This window comes from Streptomyces sp. NPDC058653 (assembly GCF_042716895.1).
In the GTDB taxonomy this organism is placed as follows: domain Bacteria; phylum Actinomycetota; class Actinomycetes; order Streptomycetales; family Streptomycetaceae; genus Streptomyces.
In genome coordinates, this window is record NZ_JBHXRM010000044.1 from 36,090 (window position 1) to 53,011 (window position 16,922).

Below are 16,922 nucleotides of genomic sequence, written 5' to 3' on the forward strand. Positions count from 1 at the left end.
AGCGGCAGCCGAACAAACTGAACGAGGCTGCTGGCCGCGATCACGAAGGTCGAGAGCCCCGAAGGGGGCTGCAGGCTGAGACCCCGACTCGGGCCATCACCGATGATTACGTGAGAAGCATCGGACGTTCAAGTCCATCGATGCGATCTCACAGCGCCCCCGTGCGCTCACCGTTTCAAGAGTCATGTCCTTGGTGCTGCTGGTCAACCTTTCCCGGCTGCTGACCCGTGACGGTCAGGGCCAGGCCGCCTATGGCCTCCTCACCCGTCTCAACCACGCCGCCCCCCCAGTGGGAGAAGACCGAGATCGACGGACGCCCCGTCGACCTGTCAGCGCTGACCAGCGCCGAGGCTGATCACCGGCAGGTGTGCCAGGATCTGTGGGTCACCCTGCTCGTGGACGGCGCCCGTACTCTCGCCCCCATCGGCCGGTGGACCGAGCCAGCCGAGGCCATTGCCAAGCCCCTCGGCATCGGCAACCGACTCCTCGACGGCCGCCAGATCGGGATCATGTCCCTGATGGAACAGGGACTGGACCAGCAGGCCCGCGACATGATCGACGCCACCCAGCCCACGGAACCCTGGGAGACGCCCATCGGCCTGCTCCTGCGCGCCCACTGACAGTGGAAGTTCTGGGACCCGACCTCACTCCCGGAACACCTCGCCTCCTACTCGAGGGTCGCCGTCGAGGGCATCCCGGCCGGCCGCCTCTACCCCGAGACGGGATGGGCATGAGCGCCGGCGCATCCGCACGCTCGGGTCTCCCCGCAGTGAAGGTACGACGTTCGCACAGGAGGCAGTTGGGCGCATCGCCACGTGGACGGATGCCTCATGGGCACGGGAGAGCAGCCGTGTGTGGCAGGCAAGCGGAGCGGGAAGTGGGACCTGGTACGTCAAGAAATAGCCCAAGCACGGCAGTGTCCTGCGCGGCAGGCGGCGAGAGGCCGACACCCGGCGGTGGAACTACCGACGCCGGACCGCTAGGAGGCCGCGCACGTCATCAAGAACGCATAGTCCGCCCTGGACCAACACAACGCGAAGGCCAGTGATCACCTGTTCAAGAAGTTACTGCAGTGGAATTCTGTGAATTGTCGTCCATGTATAGCTGTTATCGCGTCTTCGCAGTTCGACCAGTTGAACCTCGTGTATCCGCATCAACACAGGAGGCAGACTACGCAGAGGAGAAATGCTCGCGCGCACAGCATCTGTCGGTACAGGGCGGTTGCAGTAGGCGATGCCGATGTGCGGTCGCAGGCTAGCGGCAGTTCGACCTTGAGTAATACCGTGACGTTCTCCAGCGGCACCGAGAGCAGTATGCAGTTCTAGAATCGGATGCCAGGGAGCAACGCTGTAGCGAATCGCACCGGTGGATGCCGTAAGAGGGACGGCAACAAGATCGAAGCTTGCGGGAACCGCATCACGTGCTGCGGCACCGAGACTTCGAAGCGCGGCTTGGGAGAGAGTGCCCGCGTCCCCGACACGCCCGAGTGTCAGGTGAAGACTCGCTCGGTTCACGGCGTCGAAGCGGAGGTGCTCTAACGCCTTCTGACACTCAAGTACCTGGGCGGCGAAGGGCTCCGAGTCGGGGACGAGCATCCAATAGAAGGCGCGTGTGTCTGGCTTCCACCCTGGGCGTTCCCAGTGGTTGACCATGTGCGTGACAGTGGCGAATGCTTCCCAGTCGTGGGCAGCGACGGCGCGAGGGTCGTCGCTACTGGTCGGGGGTATCGGCGGAAATGTGGGGGCTTCTGCGCGGTGGCGCACCTTCTGCTGTCCTTCCCGGCGTCCGTATATGCCGGGTCATCGTTGCAGACCCCACAAGCGCTCGGGTGTCGGGGGTGGTCCGCCACGCTGACAGCGTGTCCCGGTAGTCCTGAACGACTGCAAGGCTTTCAAAGGGACGAGCGTGGACAGCAAGGTCGGTTGCTCTCTGCACAACGGAGAAAATGGGGGGACCGCCGTCATCATCGAGTACCTGATGGCCAATGGACATGGCCTGCTCGGCATCTGGGTTTCGCCCCACAAGGAGAGCGGTGGCTACATCAAGATTGACCAAGGCGTAACTCCAAGGGGAGTCGACCTCTTCGATGTGCCGGTTGATCTTTCCCGCGTACCGCACGACTTTCTCCGTATCGTTGAGCGGCACGTAGGCGGTGGCGGCGTTGGCAAGAGTCCGTGCGAGTCCGTAAGGCTCGAAGCTGATGCAGGAAGTCAGTCCTTCGGGAACGTGGTGACGGCCGCTCAGTTCTTCTGCTGCACCCACAGCACGATCGACTCCCCTATGGTCTCCGAGCTGGCCCAGAGCCCTGGCTCGGCCGTTGACCTGAAGCCGGATGGCTTGGGGGTTGTGCGGATCGATATCGACGCCAGCGTTGGCCCACTCAAGCGCCTCGCCGTAGCGCCGATCGTAGTAGGCGGCGAGGGACCGTGTACCAAGAGCCCACATCGCAATGGACGGGGCGTCTGCCTCCTGGGCGAGCTCGACGGCTTCCTCGCAGTACGCCTCGGCGACGGCGGACCGGCCAGCGTTAACCGCCATGTAAGCGAGCAGGCCGGAAGCCTGCGCTGCCAAGTAGAAGACTCTGCGGCGGAGGCGAGCTGGCTGCTGACCCTCGATCAACTCCTGGAGAACTGACCTTAGGTCGAGGGCCTCGGGCGCCAGCCGCATCGCCCCTTCCCGTTCGTAGCGGTTGACCAGTCCTTGAACTTGTCCGAACAGGAGATCGAGCGCTACTGGATTGGTATTGGACATGAAGGTGGAACCACGCCGCTGAGCGATGTGGAACGGGCTGTCCCACGTCACCTCTGTCTGGTCGCTGTCCGAGCGGGAACGGCCTCCCGGAACAGGGATCGGCGTTAGCTCAGAGGGGACTTCAAGCCTTTTCAGCAGTGAAATGATCTTATCGATATGCGTGAGCCGACGGCACCCCGACTCCAACTCGGACAGCGTGGCCTGCCCGATGCCGCACAACTGCGCCATCTCTCGCTGACTCAATTGAGCGGCGGCCCGGAGAAGACGGAGAACCTTACCGAAGTCCCAGGCGGCCAAGGCTTCGGCGACGGCAGGGTCCCGCCAGGCTCTAAGCGGAAGCCGTGGGGTGCCGTTCCGCTCGCAACTTCCGCAGCGGCGACCCGCATTATAGCGGCTGAGTTTGAAGTCGCACTGCGAACAGAGCCGGTTGGGCTTCGCGTCGAATGCCAAGGTTCCTCCGCACTGGCAGAACTGTCCGACAAGTTTGCCTCAATGCCGGTGGCAGCGTGATCGGTTTTTGGAAATCCGATAGTCGATCAGACGCTCTGCTTCTCTGCGGCACTATCGGCGTCCGCGGGATCCGCTAACGCACTGCGGCTCCCCAAGCCACGTTGCCGAAGAACCGAGCAGTTTCTAACCCACGGCTGATACAACCCGTCCCGCCGAGAGCGCGCAGCACTCAGGAGCACCTTGATGACTGATGTCCCCAAATCCCAAGTCGACACGAGCAAGGCGCATCCGGCGCGGGTGTACGACTGGCTGCTGGGCGGCAAGGACAACTACGAGGTCGACCGCGCCGTCGGCAAGCAGCTGCCCCTCGTGGCGAAGCGCAGCGCCAAGCAGAACCGTGCCTTCATGACGCGGGCGGCGGGGTGGCTGGCCGGCGAGGGGATTAATCAGTTTCTCGATATCGGGACGGGTATCCCGACGGCGCCTAATCTGCACCAGGTCGTGCAGCGGATCGTTCCGACGGCTCGGGTGGTGTACGCGGACAATGACCCGATCGTGCTGCGGCACGCCGAGGCGCTGCTGGTCAGTACCCGGGAGGGGAAGACCGCCTACATCCAGGCTGATGTCCGTCGCCCGGATCTGATTCTGGAGCACGCTCGGGGGTCTCTGGACTTCGGGCGGCCGGTAGCGGTGTCGCTGGTCGCGCTGCTGCACTTCGTTGGGAACGAGGACGATCCGTACGACATCGTCCGGACACTCGTCGGCGCGCTGGCGCCCGGAAGTTTCCTGGTCCTGTCGCACGGGACGTTCGACTTCGAGCCGGACGGTGCACGGACGATCGCGGCGCCGTACCAGCGCGGTGGGATCACCATTCACCCCAGGTCCAGGGTTGAGGTGGAGCGGTTCTTCGAGGGTCTCGACCTCGTGGAACCCGGTCTGGTCATCGCCCCGAAATGGCGTAAGGACAAGCAGCGCCCCAGCCAGGCGCGCAGTGCCGTGTACGCGGGCGTCGCTGCGGTCCGGGGCTCTTGAACTCTCCCTCATTCTCGAGGACTTGGTGCTCGCTGAGTCCTCTTCGAACTGGCTGCCGGGGCCCTGGCCCTCTGCCGTCCGCGTGTCCTTCCCCCGTGGGCTGCGGTTGACAGAGCGGCGCCTACTCCGGCCCCGGCAGCCTTCTCCCCGTCATCCGTTGTACGACCGACTGCGTGCTTGAAGGGCCCATGACGACGACACTCCGGCGACACCGGCAGACCGGCACGGTTCGAAACAGTCTGCTTAGCGTGCGGGCGCGCCTGATCCTGGTGGCCACCGTCGCGGTCACGGCCCTCGTGGTCCTGATGGCGGTGAGCGCGACGCGCGACTGGGAGCGGCAAGCCGCGCTGCGCGCCGACAGCGCCACCGGTAAGCTGGGGGGAGAGGCGTCGCTGCCACTGTTCGTGGGTGCGCAGGCGGAGCGGCGGCTGACGGCCGCTTACCTCGCCGATCCGACGAAGGCGAGCCGGGCGGCGCTGGAGGAGCAGCGGGCGGTCACGGACCGGGGCATCAGCTCGTTCCAGCGCTTGTCGGGCTCCGAGCTGGAGGCCAGCCAGCCTCATGAGTGGGAGTACGTCGTGCGGGTCTACGACAAGCTCGACGCTCTCGCGGACGCACGTCAGCGGGCCGATACCCGTGCCGGCCCTGCGGATGAGGTCACCGGCTACTACAGCGAACTCCTGGTGACCATGATCGAGTTCTACCAGGCGCTGTCGGCGATGGACGATGCGCACCTCACCGCTGAGACAAGGGCTCTGGTCGGCTTGTTCTGGGCGTCGGAGGGGTTGTCGAAGCAGGACATGCTCATCGCCCAGGCGCGCGAGAGGGGGCGGATGTCGGCTGGGGAGAGGTCAGCGTTCGCGGAGGCGTACGGCGCTCAGCGGGTGATGTACGAGCGGTGGATCGCTCCCTTCCTGCCGGCGCCGGACAAGGCCGAGTACGAGCGGATCATCGCCAGCGATGAGTGGAAGACGAAGGAGAAGGTCGAGGAGGCGCTGATCTCGGCGGCGGCGGTCGATGCGAGCGGTGCTGTTGAGGCGTTGCCGCGGGAGCTGGAGCGGTGGGACGGGGCGTACGGGCCGATCACGCAGCAGCTCGGTGCGCTGAACGCCTCCCGTACGCAGGGGTTGTTGGCGCACGGGTACGAGCGGGCGGACGAGATCCGTGACCAGGTGGTATGGCAGATCGCGCTGAGTCTCACCGCGGTGCTGCTGATCGCCTCTCTGATCATCGGCGTGATCCGCTCGGTCACCCGGCGGCTGCGTACCATGCAGAGTCTGGCGGAGGATACGGCCGAGCGGCTGCCCGAACTCGTCGGCCGCCTTCAGCAGGGACACCATGTCGAAGTGGCGGACGAGATCCCCCAGCTGTCCGGCCGGCGCGATGAGTTCACCGGCGTCGAGCGAGGGCTCGCCACGGCGCTGGCGATGACGATCGAGATGGCCGACCAGCAGGCCGCCGACCGGCGCGGCTTCTCCGACTTCGTGGCGGCGACCACCGCTCGTGCGCTGAACCTCATCAACGGGCAGCTCGACACCCTCAGCGCCCTGGAGCTGAAGCACCAGCAGGACGACGGCCTCGTGGGCGAGTTGATTGATGTCGATCACCGTGGCAGCCAGGCCCGCCGTCATCTGGACAACCTCCTGAGCCTGGCGGGCGCCGTCCAGCAGACCTACACCGAACCGAAGTCGCTGGCCGCGCTGGTCCAGGACGCCGCCGCCGAAACCCACGCCCCCGATCGCGTGAAGAACAAGATCAGCGCAAACGTGTGGATCGGCCCCGGAGCGGTGAACGACGTGCTGCACGTCATCTCTGCCCTCCTCGACAACGCGCTCGCCTACTCCCCGCCGGACGCCGACGTGCGCGTTTCCCACGTCACGGCGGTCAACGGCACGGCAGTGGAGATCGAGGACCGCGGCAAGGGCATGACTCCCGAGGCGTACGCGCGGGCCAACGGCATCCTGTCCAACCCGCCGACCTTCGCAGCCATCTCACGGAAAAGGGACGGGCGCCTGGGCCTGTTCGTGGTCGCCAACCTGGCGCGCCGGCACCACCTTCTGGTGTCCCTTCGCCGGTCGGACTACGGCGGCACCACGGCCGTGGTCCTGCTGCCCTACACCGTTAAGTGCCCCCAACCCGCCCAGCGCCCCCAAGCGACAACCCTCGTCGCTCCGGCAGCACTGCCGGCCCAGCCCCTGCCCGCACAGCAGCTTCCGAGAAGGCTGCCCGGTCCGGCCAGCGAGCAGCGGACTCCACTGCCCGTCCGCACGAGCACCGACTCCTCAGCCGCCGCGACCGGCCCTGCTCTGGAAGCCGGCGGCGCACCGCGCCTGCCGAAGCGCAGACCGCAGACCCACATGGCCCCGCAGCTCGCCGAGCCCGCGCCGACCAGGCCCGGTTACGACCCGGCCGGCGACCGCTCGCCCGAGGAAGTAGCTGCCACCTGGGGCAGCTGGCAGCGCTCCTGAAATCCGGAACGGCGTCGCCGCAGCCCTGGTCGCCGAACTGAATGACGCCGGATGGGTCGAGACCCACAAGCCCACCACCGTTGCAGCCCGCATCAGTACTGCTGGGGCAGTCGAGGAGGAAGACCGAAGTTGATCAGGACACGGACACCGAACCCCGAGATCCAGAAAATCCTGGACGCCCGGATCCAGAAGGTCACGGGCGTCCGGGGAGCTGTGGTGCTGGCCGAGGACGGTCTGGCCATGTACTGGAGCCTCTACGACGAGGCGACCGCCGAACGCCGTGCCGCGGTGGCCAGCTCGCTGGGCAGCCTCGCCGTGGCCGTCGCCACGGAAGAGGAAGCGGGCCATGTGCGGCGCACGCTGATCGAGATGGAGGACGGCTACTTCAGCATCGTCCGCTGCGGCCTGCTCAGCTATCTCGCTGTCAGCATCAGGGCTGACGCCGACCTGGGAGTCGTCGGCTACGAACTGACCGAGCTCAGCCTCCAGCTCGGCGACGAGCTCGACGCAGCCGACCGCCGGCCCTCTAGCCCGGGCGGTGTCCCGAGGTGAACCGTGCCGCTCCCGGCCGCCGTTCCCGGCCGTGGTCGGCAACCGGTGGCCGGGTGCGGGAGATGACGGACGACATCCGCCTCGACACCTGCGTCACGCCCACCAGCGCCCCCGGCGGGCCACCTCCCGGCACACCACACGCGGATGCCCTCGCGTTGTGTCGGCCTGTGCGTGCGGTGGCCGAGCTTGCCGCCCTTTTGAACGTCCCGGTCGGCGTCGCCGGTGCCCTGGTCGCCGACCTGCGGGACGCCGGATGGGTCGAGACCCGAAAGCCCAAGGAACTGACCGACGACGCCGTTGTCAGCGTCGCCCTTCTGCGCCGAGTGAAAGAAAGACTTGAGAATGCCAACGTCAGCTAACCCCGGGCCGAGCGCCTCTGAGCCGGTAAAGATACTGGTCGCCGGCGGTTTCGGGGTCGGCAAGACTACCTTCGTCGGTGCGGTCAGCGAGATCGAGCCGCTGAATACCGAGGCCCGGATCACCGCGCTGAGCGAGGGCACCGACGACCTCACCCACCTCGACGGCAAGACCACCACCACCGTCGCCCTGGACTTCGGCCGCCGCACCCTGGGCGAGCACGTCCTGTACCTGTTCGGCACACCGGGACAGGACCGCTTCTGGTTCATGTGGGACGACCTGGTCCGCGGCGCGATCGGCGCGGTCGTCCTGACCGACACCCGCCGCATGGAAGACGCCTTCGCCGCCGTCGACTTCTTCGAAGCCCGCGAACTGCCCTTCGTCATCGCCGTCAACCACTTCGACGGCAGCCACCGGCACACCACCGACGAAATCCGCGACGCCATGGCCCTCACCCGATCCGTCCCCGTGCTCCACCTGGACGCCCGCGACAAAGAGGACTGCCGCAACGCCCTGGTGACCGTCGTCGAACACCGCCTCGCCCTCACCCTCGCCACCGGGTAGAAGGGAAGACCAGCATGACGCTGACCACCGAACCGTCGTCAAGCATCGACCTGTTCGCCGACACCGCTCTCGACAACCCGCACCCGCTCTACGAAGTCCTGCGCCGAACAGGCCCGGCCGTATGGCTGGAGCGTCACGACGCGTGGTTCGTCGGCCGGTACGAAGACGTGAAAGCCGCACTCAGCCGGCCGGAGATCTTCTCCTCCGAGAACGGAATAGCCCTCACCACCGAGGCCAACCGGCAGTTCCTCAACGGAACCGTCCTGGAAGCCCACGGCATGAGCCACATCCAGCTGCGCCGCCCGCTGTCCCACCAGCTCGCCCCCGTGCCATGAAGTCCCTGATACCGGAGATCAAATCGCGCGCCGCGCCCCTGGCGACCGAGTACATCAGCTGGGGAACATTCGACGCGGTCGAGCTGGCGACAGAGTTCGTCGCCGGCCAGGTCGTGCACCTCATGGGCCTGCCCGACTCCACCCGCCCTGAACTGGTCGCCTCGGCTGCGGCGACGTTCGACATGTTCGGCCCCGACAACGCCCGCTACCGCGAAGCCGCCCCCCTGGCCGCCGCGACGATGACCTTCCACAGCAGAGAAGTATCCCGTAAGACGGTACGGCCGGGGTCGTGGACGCACGCGCTGTATGAGGCGGCCGACGCTGGCGACATCGGCGAAGACGACGTGGTGCCGCTAATGTCCGCCTACACCACCGCCGCAATGGACACCACGACCCACGGCATCACCGCCGCACTCCACCACCTCGCCGGCCACCTCCGGTACTTCAAGGAACTGCGGGCCGGACGCCTCGACGCCGCCGCAGTCTTCAACGAAGCCATCCGCCTGGACGCCCCGATCCAGGGGTTCGGGAGAGGTGTCACCCGCGACACCCGCATCGGCGACACCCCCATCCGGGCGGGCGAGCAGGTGTGGCTGTCCTACGGCTCCGGTGGCCGCGACCCCCGCCAATGGGGCTCGTTCGCCGACACCTTCCGCCCCGGCGGAGACCTCCACCTCGCCCTCGGCCACGGCCCCCACGCCTGCGCCGGCCGGCACCTCGCCCTCGCACAGGCCGCCAGCCTCCTCGAAGCCCTCGCCCACTACGGCACCCGCCTCGAAAACGCAGGCAACCCGGTCCGGGCCCGCAACAACATCCTCCACGGATGGGAAACCCTCCCCCTCACCATCACGCCCGACCGCCGCCGGACCAGCCGTCCGCCCAGCAGCACCGGCACGTGAACCCCACGCCATTTGTGGCCATGCCGCTGCCCGTTCCTGCCAGAGAGGTCGCTGTTCGCGATCACCCCTGAAGCCGAAGACACCTCGCCGCAAGAGCGCATGCAGCAGTCGCTCGACCGGGCGCGGATCACAGCCCATGTGGACATGACGGATGATCAGTCCACGCTGCGTGTCGTGCTGCTGGGCAGCAGCTGGCTGCCCTTCCTCCACTTCCTGGACGCCGGCGAGGCCACGGAGTGGCTGAAGAACGCGGGGATCGAGGCCACCGCGGACACCGACGAAGAGGACAACGTGGTGCTCCACCTGCCCGCCGGCACGGTGGACGCGACCTGCTCACCGCAGCCTACATCCGCGCCGAGGACGCCGCCGACACGCTGCAACACGCGCTCCACCAGGGCGGCATCGACCTCGCCGAAGTCCCCGGCGAGACCCAGGACGCCTTGGTCATCGAGATCGCTGACTCCGACAACCTCGAAACGGGGGTGAACCTCGGCGTGCTGCTGGGCGCCGACGACATCGCCCACGGCCTCGCACTGCACCGCCCCAAGGGCATGCATTGCCCGCGCGTCCGTGAAAGGCGACCAGCAGAGGCGCCGCCCATGGCCGGAGCCTGGCGGGCACATACAAGAGGGCGGGTCTGGTCGGAGTAGGCAGCCAATGCAGTCCGGACTGAAGCGGGTCCTGGATCGGCGGTGACGGCCGGATGTTCAGAAAGCCGCGCGCGAGTTCCGGTGTGCAGGCATGCACGGGGTTCCTCCGTGAAGGGATATGTAGCGGTAGGCGGTTGAGCAGCACGTCTGATGGCGAATCGATTCTCGGGCTCGGTCGCTCCCGACTCCGAAGCAGGCAGGTCGTGGCCGGTAGGTGACTCTCATCTTTTTCGGTGTCAACGAAACATCTGACTTGCTCATTGTGAAGTCAGCCACTGGCATACCTGACTATGCTGGATGAAAGTCAGGGTGTCGCTGCCCCTCCGCGAGCCGCCGATCAGGCGGTCACGCGCAGTCCGCGCGCGATTTCCACAGTTCTGTCGATCGGCGACGTGAGCTGGGTGCCCAGTGGCTACGCGATCTGGTGCGCGGTGGCCGGGGTCATCGCAGCTGTCGGGCCGGTGCCGGGATCCCTGCTCATCACCGCCGGCCGGCGGTGGGTGTTCCTCGCGAACCTCCCGGTCGGGATCCTCGCCCTCGTCGCCCCGGCCGTCTCCCGACGCTGCTGGCGACAGCCACAGCGGGCCTTGCGGCCCACCGGACCTCGACCGGTAGCGGCGTCATCGACATGACGCGTCAGTTCGGGTACGTACCCGGCGTCAGCGTCGTCCTCGCGATCGTCGGGACGCCGCCCCTGGTCCGACAGCGCGGCACACAGGCTGTTCGTGCACGGCTGGTGGACGGTGGCGATCGTCGAGCTGCTCGCGGCAGGGGCCTGTCTGGGGCCGCTCAACCGACGCGCAAGTCCCCGATGGCCGGCATGCATCGACCGGGCCGCCCGGATATGACGAAGTCCATGACCACGGGTTCCGCCCGCAGTCCGCCGCGGTACTGCTTCCCAGCACGAACTCCATGCAGCGGGACGCTATCCGCGCTGTATCGGCCGCCCGTACCTCACAGTTGAAAGAGAGCAGACCCTCATGTCCATCTCAGTGTTTGCCATTACCTTCGACGCCCACGACGCCAAAGCAGTCGCGACCTTCTGGGCCGAAGCCCTGGGCAGGACTGTTGCCGACGGCGCTGACACGACCGGCGCGACCGTCGCAGCCGACCCGGAGATCCCGGGATCCCAGATCGGATTCCGTCAGGTCCCCGAGGACAAGACAGTCAAGAACCGGATGCACTTCGACCTCGCCACCGACGATTTCGACGCCGAGGTGCGACGGCTGACCGGACTGGGCGCCACCAAGCTGAACGAGATCAATGCCGGTATCCACTACGCGACGCTCGCCGACCCGGAGGGGAACGAGTTCGACCTGATTGCCAGGTAGACACCGCCTGCCCCGTGGCCGTCCGAAGGATTCTCGGCCGGTCACGGGGCCTCGCTGTAGTCGATGTCGAAGCAAGATCGGTAGCCGGCAGGCTGACTATACGAAACAAAGGCCAGTGTAGGGTTGAAATCATGCAATCAGAGAGAGGGACCGCCGGAAGTGCTGACTCTCGGGTGATTACCCCGGTCGGCAACTTCGTCGACCGTGACGATTGGGCGACAGAGGGAATGAGGTGCTCGATCGAACGGGCGCTGGAAATGGTTGGAACGCGCTCGGCCATGATTCTCCTGCGGGAGACTTTCCTCGGCATTCGGCGCTTCGATGAGCTCACCCAGCGGACCGGGCTCAGCGATGCCATCGCCGCCAAGCGGCTCAAGGCCCTGGTGGAGGACGGGCTGCTTGTTCAGCGGCCGTACCGTGAGCCCGGTGCCCGTACGCGCCACGAGTACGTGCTCACCGACCGAGGGCGCTCAGTGTTCCCCATCATGGTCGCACTGATGACCTGGGGCGATGGGCTGGGTGAGGGAAGCGGCCTGGTGGACCTGTTTCACGCTGATTGCGGCGAGCCCGTCGAGTCCGTTCTGCGGTGCGCGGCGGGTCATGAAGTGAGTTTGAGCGAGACCCATGCCCGGCAGAAGGAGAAGAGCTGATCCCGTCCCGTGTTGTTGGTCAACGCCGCTTACGCCGGATCCGCGACTGATCCGCATCCGGGAAACCCTCGCGAGCGGATCGGCGGGAATGCCGAGCCGCAACCGCGCTCTGTACCACTGCGGCGCGGCCACGGCCGGCATCTGGGACCTGTCCGAGACCCGGTGGGCATGCCGAGGCGATGGGGTCGGTTCAGCTGTGGGGGCCGTTCAGGAGCTGAGCGTGTGTCCGGGCGTATTCACCGACGGTCATCGATCGTCGGCCGGTGAGCTTCTCGATGTTGTTGTCGGCGCCTGAGAGGCGGCCGATCCGGTAGTCCAGCATGGTGCCGCGGATGTGCACGACGCCGAAGGGGGGGGGACGCCCGCTTTGGTGAGGTAGTCGGCATACTCCTCCACGGGCGGGTTCTCGAAGACGATCCTCCTGCCCAGGGCGTCGGAGAATTCGGCCGCCATCGTCTCCTGGTCCATCTCGGCGGGCCCGGAGAGATTGATGGTTGCGCCGATGTGTTCCTCGGGGTTCAGGAGAAGTGCGGCGATGGCACGTCCCTGGTCCTCCGCGGCGACCGGTGAACTGGTGCCCTTGCCGACCGGCATCCACAGGATGCCCTTCCGCAGGTGGGGCAGCACCCACGGGTACGTGAGCCACTCCAGGAACATGGTCGGCCGGAGGTGGATGACGCTCAGGCCGGACCAGTTGAGTACCTGTTCGGCGACGAAGGTGTCGCGGCTGGACGGGCTGGTGGCCTCTCGGTTCGCGGACCTCTGAGAACAATTGAGGACGGCCTTGAGACCTGTCTCCTTCGCGGCCTGGGCGAAGTTGACGGTCGCCTGGAGGAGTCCCGGCTGAACGGGGTAGCAGAGGTACACCGCGTCCACCCCGCCCTCCATCGCGGGGCGGAGGGTGTTGATGTCGTGGAAGTCCCCAACGATGACTTCGGCTCCCTGGTCGGCGAGGTCCTGGGAGCGTGCGTCGATGCAGTGCACAAGGGTTCTGACGTGGAGTCCGAGAGCAAGGGATTCCCGGACTGTGGCCCGTCCGGTGTCGCTTGTCGCTCCCGTGACGAGGACTGTCGTGGTGCCCGTCGAAGCAGACATGGGTAACTCCACTGTGTATACGGACGCACAGCCCGATCCGGTCGGGGCACGTTCTTCAGGGGACGGCGCGATCGCCGCCGATGGGGTGCGCGAGTTCACCGACTACGTCGACGACCCGCTGTTGCCTTGCGGCTCTGTGAGGGGCGAGCCAGAGCGCCTTCTCCCGCCCTTCACAGAGCCGACTCGTACCTGCTGCCGCGGAGTTATCTGTCGAGAGCCGAGGCCGCGAAGTCCCAGAGTCGGTCTGCGGCTGCGGGGTCCACGGACCACCGGGCCACCGCGTTGGCCATCGCCTGGGGACCACCGGCCATGAACTCGAAGCCCCCCTCGACGACCTTGGCTTCCTGGTTGTCCTCGAAGTAACGCCCCGTTACGCCTTCGAGGAGCGGTGACGCGGCCAGAAGAACGCTGACGGCAGCGCCTTGTTCGGGCGTCTTGAAGTGGTCCGGTGTGATCAGGTTGCCGTCGGCGTCCTGCGAGCCGAGAGCCTGCGGTGTGGCCGAATTCAGATGACGCGCCAGATTCGTATGGATCAGCCCTGGAGCACACGCGTTAGCGCTGATTCCGTCCCCCGCCCATCGGCGGGTGATGCCCGCGGCAAGGAGAACGGCAGCGGCCTTCGACTGGGCATACGCAAGAAGGGGATCGTACGGACGCCGCTCGAACTGCGGATCGTCGAAGTCGAAGACCGTCAGCAGTTGCGCCCCCGAGCTGACGACGACCACGCGCGCACGACCGGCGGCCCGGAGGGCCTCATGCAACCCCCTGACCAGCGCGAAATGGCCCAGGTAGTTGGTGGCCAGCTGCATCTCCCAGCCCACGGCGCTGACCTGCCGCTCGGGAAGCATCATTATTCCCGCGTTGGCGACGACAGCGTCCACCGGCCCCTCCCATGCCTCACAGAAGGCGCGTACCGAGTCCAGGTCGGTGAGATCGACCGCCGCGACATCCGTGCGGGGAAACTCTTCGAGGATCGGCTTCGCCAGGTCGGGGTTACGGGTGGCGATCGTGACACGTGCGCCGGCTCCGGCAAGCGAGCGGACCGTCTCCGTCCCCAGCCCTGACGCCCCTCCGGTCACGATCACGCGACGGCCGGTCAGGTCGACTCCGGCCAGAACCTCCGTCGCGGTGGCACGTGCGCCAAAAGATGTGGTGATGGATTTCATGTCTGCAGGCACTTTCAGATCTGGTCGCCGTCAAGGACGGCGTGTTGTGCGGAATTCGGACTGCGGCAGGCCCATGAGCATGCCGGTCAGGTGAGGCGGGAAAGCCAGCCGGCGACGGCCTCACCTATCTGGGCGCCGGAGTCCTCCTGCACGAAGTGGATCCCGGGAACGGTGATTTCCGTCTGATCCGGCCAGGTCCGGCAGAAGGCACGCTGTCGGTCAAGAAGGACCGCTCCCGGCTCCGCGTTCACGAAGAGCTTGGGAATCCCCTGCGCTTTCGCGAGCCACTCCCCGTATTCCTCGACGATCCGCCAGACGTCCGCCGGGTCACCTTCGGCGGGAATCTGCCGCGGCCAGGTTAGCGTGGGCAGCCGGCCTTCTCCCTTGTCCAGGTAAGGGCGCCGGTACTCGGCCATCTCTTCTTCTGTGAGGCTGCGGATGATTCCGGCGGGAAGCACCATCTCGACGAAGGCGTTGTTCTCCAGGACCAGGTCCTCACCTTGATCCGTACGGAACGCCTGGAACAGCTCCCGTGAGACCTCGGGCCAGTGATCCCACGAATACAGAGGTGCGACGATCGCCTCCATGTAGGCGATCCCCCGAACTGCTCCTGGCTGGCGCCGGGCCCAGTCGAACCCCAGGGCGCTGCCCCAGTCGTGAACCACCAGAGTGACGTTCTCCGTCACGCCGAGTTTTTCGAGCAGTGCATCGAGAAAATCACGGTGGCGGACGAGGGTGTAGCGGGTCGGATCGTCAGCACCGAGCTTCTCCGAGTCGCCCATACCGATCAAGTCGGGAGCAATGATGCGCCCCAGGCCCTCCAGTGCGGGAATGACGTCGCGCCACACATAGGAAGACGTCGGGTTTCCGTGCAGCAAGACGATGGGTGCGCCTTCGCCCTCGTCGATGTATGCCATTCGATGTCCGAGGACATCGGCGTACGACTTGCGCTGCTTCCAGCTGTCTGTCATTGAAGTCAATCCCTGAGATGTCGGTTGCAAACGCACCGGACGACGGCGGTGCCGTTGGGGCGGGGCGAGGCAAAGACTGCGGCGCCGGTCGCCCCAGAAGTCCGCCCCATGCCTCTGGCCCACACGGCCATCCTGGCTAAACTTTGATAAAGTCAGCCTTCCCTGTTACGTTGCAGAAGTCAAGTCGGCCGCCGCACACCGGGGCACCGCCGGGAGCGATGACCCTGCAGGTAGCTCACCGTCAACAGCTCTCGCCCATCGCGGCATTGCCGTCGGGACCTCACGTCAGGTGTCGCGTGACGACGCATTGATCCCTCGGGATCGATGGCCGGACAGGCCGGCCCATCGGCACCATCCACTTGCCCTAGCGCCCGTTAACGACGGCATTGACAGCTGCCGCATCGAATCCGGCAGGACCACCGGCCCGGGTTGCAACTCGAAAGGAAAGCGAAATGACAGATCTGCTCGGCCTCGTACAGAAGGCCCATGGCGGTCTCGACCGATGGAGAGAAATGGCGCAACTACGCGTCACAGCCTCAGCCGGAGGGGTACTTCCGTGGCCTCGCGAGGATTTCCTCACTCACATCGTCGCCACGGTCGACACGCGATCCCAGCGCGCTTCTCTGGAGCCGTTCGGTACGCCGGGCCACCGCGGTCTCTTCGCGCCCCACCGCGTCGAGGTCGTCGGCCCTGACGGCAACGTGCTCGCCGACCGGGATGAACCCCGGCGCGCGTTCGAAAACCATCCCGAGGGCGCACTCTGGGACGAGCTGCAGACGGCGTACTTCGCCGGCTACGCGTTCTGGAACTACTGGAGCATCCCGTTCCTGTTCGCCTGGGACGGTTTCCGGGCCGCCGAGATGGAACCGTGGCAGGAGAACGGGGAGACCTGGCGAAGGCTCCGCGTCGAGTTCCCCGACTACGTGGCCACCCACAACTCCGTACAGACCTTCTACTTCGGTGCCGACGACCTCCTGCTGCGCCGACACGACTACAACGCCGACATCTTCGGCGGGATCCCCACGGCCCACTACACAGCGGATCACCAGACCTTCGGCGGGATCAGCTTCCCCACCCGCCGATGGGTCGTGCGCCGCAACGACGACGACACGACAGCACCAGACGAACCGCGCATCGTCTCCCTCGACGTCCGGTCGGTGACCCTCTCCTGAACCGCTCGCCGCGCCAAAAGGGCGGTGCACGGGTCGGGCTACCCGGGGGAGCCCTCGCCACCCCTGGGTGCTAGCAAGATCCCCGCAGGTCAGGCCGTCGGTGAGGTCGAACTGAGGCCGACATAGGCGCCGATGTCGTCACGATCGGCCGCGTGGAGCACGGCGCCGATGAGCCCGGGGAACCGTGAGTCCAGGTCGCCCCGGCGCAGCGTGACGAAGCAGCGAGTGCCCTCCATGCGGGTACGAGTGACGCCGGCGTCGCGCAGGACGCGCAGGTGGTGGCTGAGGGTGGACTTGGCCACCGGTGCGTCCAACTCCCCCCAGCCACGCTCTCGGCCGTCGGCCAGGACACGCACGAGCCCCACCCGTATCGGGTCGCTGAACGCGCCCATCAGGGCGACAAGGCTGATCTGGTCCGGATCGGGATGCGGCGCCTGTCTCATAGTGACCATGCTACTTTGTTCGATGTTTCACGAACA

Annotated in this window: 18 protein-coding genes; 11 read left to right on the plus strand and 7 right to left on the minus strand. The window is 66.4% G+C overall.

The features are described 5' to 3' along the window. Positions 1 to 251 precede the first annotated feature (251 nt). Positions 252 to 620, plus strand: coding sequence for a hypothetical protein (locus ACFWU9_RS29490; RefSeq protein ID WP_384323772.1), 369 nt, complete (start codon positions 252 to 254; stop codon positions 618 to 620). Between the two features lie 444 nt (positions 621 to 1,064). Here ACFWU9_RS29490 and ACFWU9_RS29495 read toward each other — a convergent pair whose 3' ends face one another. Both ACFWU9_RS29495 and ACFWU9_RS29500 read right to left on the minus strand, forming a co-directional pair. Continuing rightward, the gene (locus ACFWU9_RS29495; protein WP_384323774.1) at positions 1,065 to 1,652 is read right to left on the minus strand and encodes a 2'-5' RNA ligase family protein; all 588 of its coding nucleotides are present in this window, start codon (positions 1,650 to 1,652) and stop codon (positions 1,065 to 1,067) included. A gap of 58 nt (positions 1,653 to 1,710) precedes the next feature. Then, positions 1,711 to 3,201 carry a helix-turn-helix domain-containing protein gene (locus tag ACFWU9_RS29500; RefSeq protein ID WP_384323776.1) on the minus strand — a complete coding sequence of 497 codons (1,491 nt, stop codon included), beginning with the start codon at positions 3,199 to 3,201 and terminating at the stop codon, positions 1,711 to 1,713. Between the two features lie 243 nt (positions 3,202 to 3,444). Between ACFWU9_RS29500 and ACFWU9_RS29505 the strand changes: the two genes are divergently transcribed. The 7 genes from ACFWU9_RS29505 to ACFWU9_RS29535 all read left to right on the plus strand — a co-directional run bounded on the left by ACFWU9_RS29505 (position 3,445) and on the right by ACFWU9_RS29535 (position 9,408). Continuing rightward, positions 3,445 to 4,233, plus strand: a complete 789-nt coding sequence (locus ACFWU9_RS29505) for an SAM-dependent methyltransferase (protein ID WP_384323778.1) — start codon at positions 3,445 to 3,447, stop codon at positions 4,231 to 4,233. 248 nt (positions 4,234 to 4,481) lie between these two features. Further along, a complete protein-coding gene (locus ACFWU9_RS29510) occupies positions 4,482 to 6,701 on the plus strand; it encodes a nitrate- and nitrite sensing domain-containing protein (protein WP_384323780.1) in 2,220 nt (739 codons plus the stop codon). Positions 6,702 to 6,830: 129 nt separating this feature from the next. Continuing rightward, a complete protein-coding gene (locus ACFWU9_RS29515; protein ID WP_384323782.1) occupies positions 6,831 to 7,253 on the plus strand; it encodes a roadblock/LC7 domain-containing protein in 423 nt (140 codons plus the stop codon). 62 nt (positions 7,254 to 7,315) lie between these two features. After that, positions 7,316 to 7,612: a DUF742 domain-containing protein gene (locus tag ACFWU9_RS29520; RefSeq protein WP_384323784.1), complete on the plus strand. Its 297-nt coding sequence runs from the start codon at positions 7,316 to 7,318 to the stop codon at positions 7,610 to 7,612. Continuing rightward, positions 7,596 to 8,174, plus strand: coding sequence for an ATP/GTP-binding protein (locus tag ACFWU9_RS29525; protein ID WP_384323786.1), 579 nt, complete (start codon positions 7,596 to 7,598; stop codon positions 8,172 to 8,174). Before ACFWU9_RS29520 ends, ACFWU9_RS29525 begins: the two co-directional genes overlap by 17 nt. Before the next feature lie 14 nt (positions 8,175 to 8,188). Continuing rightward, on the plus strand, positions 8,189 to 8,509 hold the full coding sequence (locus ACFWU9_RS29530; RefSeq protein ID WP_384323788.1) for a hypothetical protein: 321 nt from the start codon (positions 8,189 to 8,191) through the stop codon (positions 8,507 to 8,509). Further along, positions 8,506 to 9,408, plus strand: a complete 903-nt coding sequence (locus ACFWU9_RS29535; RefSeq protein WP_384323790.1) for a cytochrome P450 — start codon at positions 8,506 to 8,508, stop codon at positions 9,406 to 9,408. The genes ACFWU9_RS29530 and ACFWU9_RS29535 overlap by 4 nt, the downstream gene beginning before the upstream one ends. Before the next feature lie 155 nt (positions 9,409 to 9,563). Here the strand turns inward: ACFWU9_RS29535 and ACFWU9_RS29540 are convergent, their stop codons facing one another. Then, entirely contained in the window at positions 9,564 to 9,965 is a 402-nt protein-coding gene (locus ACFWU9_RS29540; protein WP_384323792.1) for a hypothetical protein, read from the minus strand. A 1,073-nt stretch (positions 9,966 to 11,038) separates the two neighbouring features. Between ACFWU9_RS29540 and ACFWU9_RS29545 the strand changes: the two genes are divergently transcribed. Further along, positions 11,039 to 11,389 carry a VOC family protein gene (locus tag ACFWU9_RS29545; RefSeq protein ID WP_384323794.1) on the plus strand — a complete coding sequence of 117 codons (351 nt, stop codon included), beginning with the start codon at positions 11,039 to 11,041 and terminating at the stop codon, positions 11,387 to 11,389. 131 nt (positions 11,390 to 11,520) lie between these two features. Beyond that, a complete protein-coding gene (locus tag ACFWU9_RS29550) occupies positions 11,521 to 12,039 on the plus strand; it encodes a winged helix-turn-helix transcriptional regulator (protein WP_384323796.1) in 519 nt (172 codons plus the stop codon). Positions 12,040 to 12,285: 246 nt separating this feature from the next. On the opposite strand, the gene ACFWU9_RS29555 is transcribed toward ACFWU9_RS29550, so the two are convergent. The 3 genes from ACFWU9_RS29555 to ACFWU9_RS29565 all read right to left on the minus strand — a co-directional run bounded on the left by ACFWU9_RS29555 (position 12,286) and on the right by ACFWU9_RS29565 (position 15,271). Next, positions 12,286 to 13,134 carry an NmrA family NAD(P)-binding protein gene (locus tag ACFWU9_RS29555; protein ID WP_384323798.1) on the minus strand — a complete coding sequence of 283 codons (849 nt, stop codon included), beginning with the start codon at positions 13,132 to 13,134 and terminating at the stop codon, positions 12,286 to 12,288. 203 nt (positions 13,135 to 13,337) lie between these two features. Next, on the minus strand, positions 13,338 to 14,300 hold the full coding sequence (locus tag ACFWU9_RS29560) for an SDR family NAD(P)-dependent oxidoreductase (protein ID WP_384323800.1): 963 nt from the start codon (positions 14,298 to 14,300) through the stop codon (positions 13,338 to 13,340). A gap of 86 nt (positions 14,301 to 14,386) precedes the next feature. After that, entirely contained in the window at positions 14,387 to 15,271 is an 885-nt protein-coding gene (locus tag ACFWU9_RS29565; RefSeq protein ID WP_384323802.1) for a haloalkane dehalogenase, read from the minus strand. A gap of 452 nt (positions 15,272 to 15,723) precedes the next feature. On the opposite strand from ACFWU9_RS29565, the gene ACFWU9_RS29570 reads away from it, so the two are divergent. Continuing rightward, complete coding sequence (locus tag ACFWU9_RS29570) at positions 15,724 to 16,443, plus strand: hypothetical protein (protein ID WP_384323804.1); 720 nt, start codon at positions 15,724 to 15,726, stop codon at positions 16,441 to 16,443. An 89-nt stretch (positions 16,444 to 16,532) separates the two neighbouring features. On the opposite strand, the gene ACFWU9_RS29575 is transcribed toward ACFWU9_RS29570, so the two are convergent. Next, positions 16,533 to 16,886: an ArsR/SmtB family transcription factor gene (locus ACFWU9_RS29575; protein WP_384323805.1), complete on the minus strand. Its 354-nt coding sequence runs from the start codon at positions 16,884 to 16,886 to the stop codon at positions 16,533 to 16,535. Between the last annotated feature and the right edge of the window lie 36 nt (positions 16,887 to 16,922).

Excerpts from the sequence above, each read along its gene's own strand:
- ACFWU9_RS29545 (WP_384323794.1), top strand. The coding sequence starts at position 11,039 with ATGTCCATCTCAGTGTTTGCCATTACCTTCGACGCCCACGACGCCAAA.
- ACFWU9_RS29570 (WP_384323804.1), top strand. The coding sequence starts at position 15,724 with ATGACAGATCTGCTCGGCCTCGTACAGAAGGCCCATGGCGGTCTCGAC.
- ACFWU9_RS29530 (WP_384323788.1), top strand. The coding sequence starts at position 8,189 with ATGACGCTGACCACCGAACCGTCGTCAAGCATCGACCTGTTCGCCGAC.
- ACFWU9_RS29535 (WP_384323790.1), top strand. The coding sequence starts at position 8,506 with ATGAAGTCCCTGATACCGGAGATCAAATCGCGCGCCGCGCCCCTGGCG.
- ACFWU9_RS29525 (WP_384323786.1), top strand. The coding sequence starts at position 7,596 with ATGCCAACGTCAGCTAACCCCGGGCCGAGCGCCTCTGAGCCGGTAAAG.
- ACFWU9_RS29575 (WP_384323805.1), bottom strand. The coding sequence starts at position 16,886 with ATGAGACAGGCGCCGCATCCCGATCCGGACCAGATCAGCCTTGTCGCC.
- ACFWU9_RS29495 (WP_384323774.1), bottom strand. The coding sequence starts at position 1,652 with ATGGTCAACCACTGGGAACGCCCAGGGTGGAAGCCAGACACACGCGCC.
- ACFWU9_RS29505 (WP_384323778.1), top strand. The coding sequence starts at position 3,445 with ATGACTGATGTCCCCAAATCCCAAGTCGACACGAGCAAGGCGCATCCG.
- ACFWU9_RS29490 (WP_384323772.1), top strand. The coding sequence starts at position 252 with ATGGCCTCCTCACCCGTCTCAACCACGCCGCCCCCCCAGTGGGAGAAG.
- ACFWU9_RS29540 (WP_384323792.1), bottom strand. The coding sequence starts at position 9,965 with ATGCATGCCCTTGGGGCGGTGCAGTGCGAGGCCGTGGGCGATGTCGTC.
- ACFWU9_RS29565 (WP_384323802.1), bottom strand. The coding sequence starts at position 15,271 with ATGACAGACAGCTGGAAGCAGCGCAAGTCGTACGCCGATGTCCTCGGA.
- ACFWU9_RS29555 (WP_384323798.1), bottom strand. The coding sequence starts at position 13,134 with ATGTCTGCTTCGACGGGCACCACGACAGTCCTCGTCACGGGAGCGACA.
- ACFWU9_RS29550 (WP_384323796.1), top strand. The coding sequence starts at position 11,521 with ATGCAATCAGAGAGAGGGACCGCCGGAAGTGCTGACTCTCGGGTGATT.
- ACFWU9_RS29560 (WP_384323800.1), bottom strand. The coding sequence starts at position 14,300 with ATGAAATCCATCACCACATCTTTTGGCGCACGTGCCACCGCGACGGAG.
- ACFWU9_RS29520 (WP_384323784.1), top strand. The coding sequence starts at position 7,316 with ATGACGGACGACATCCGCCTCGACACCTGCGTCACGCCCACCAGCGCC.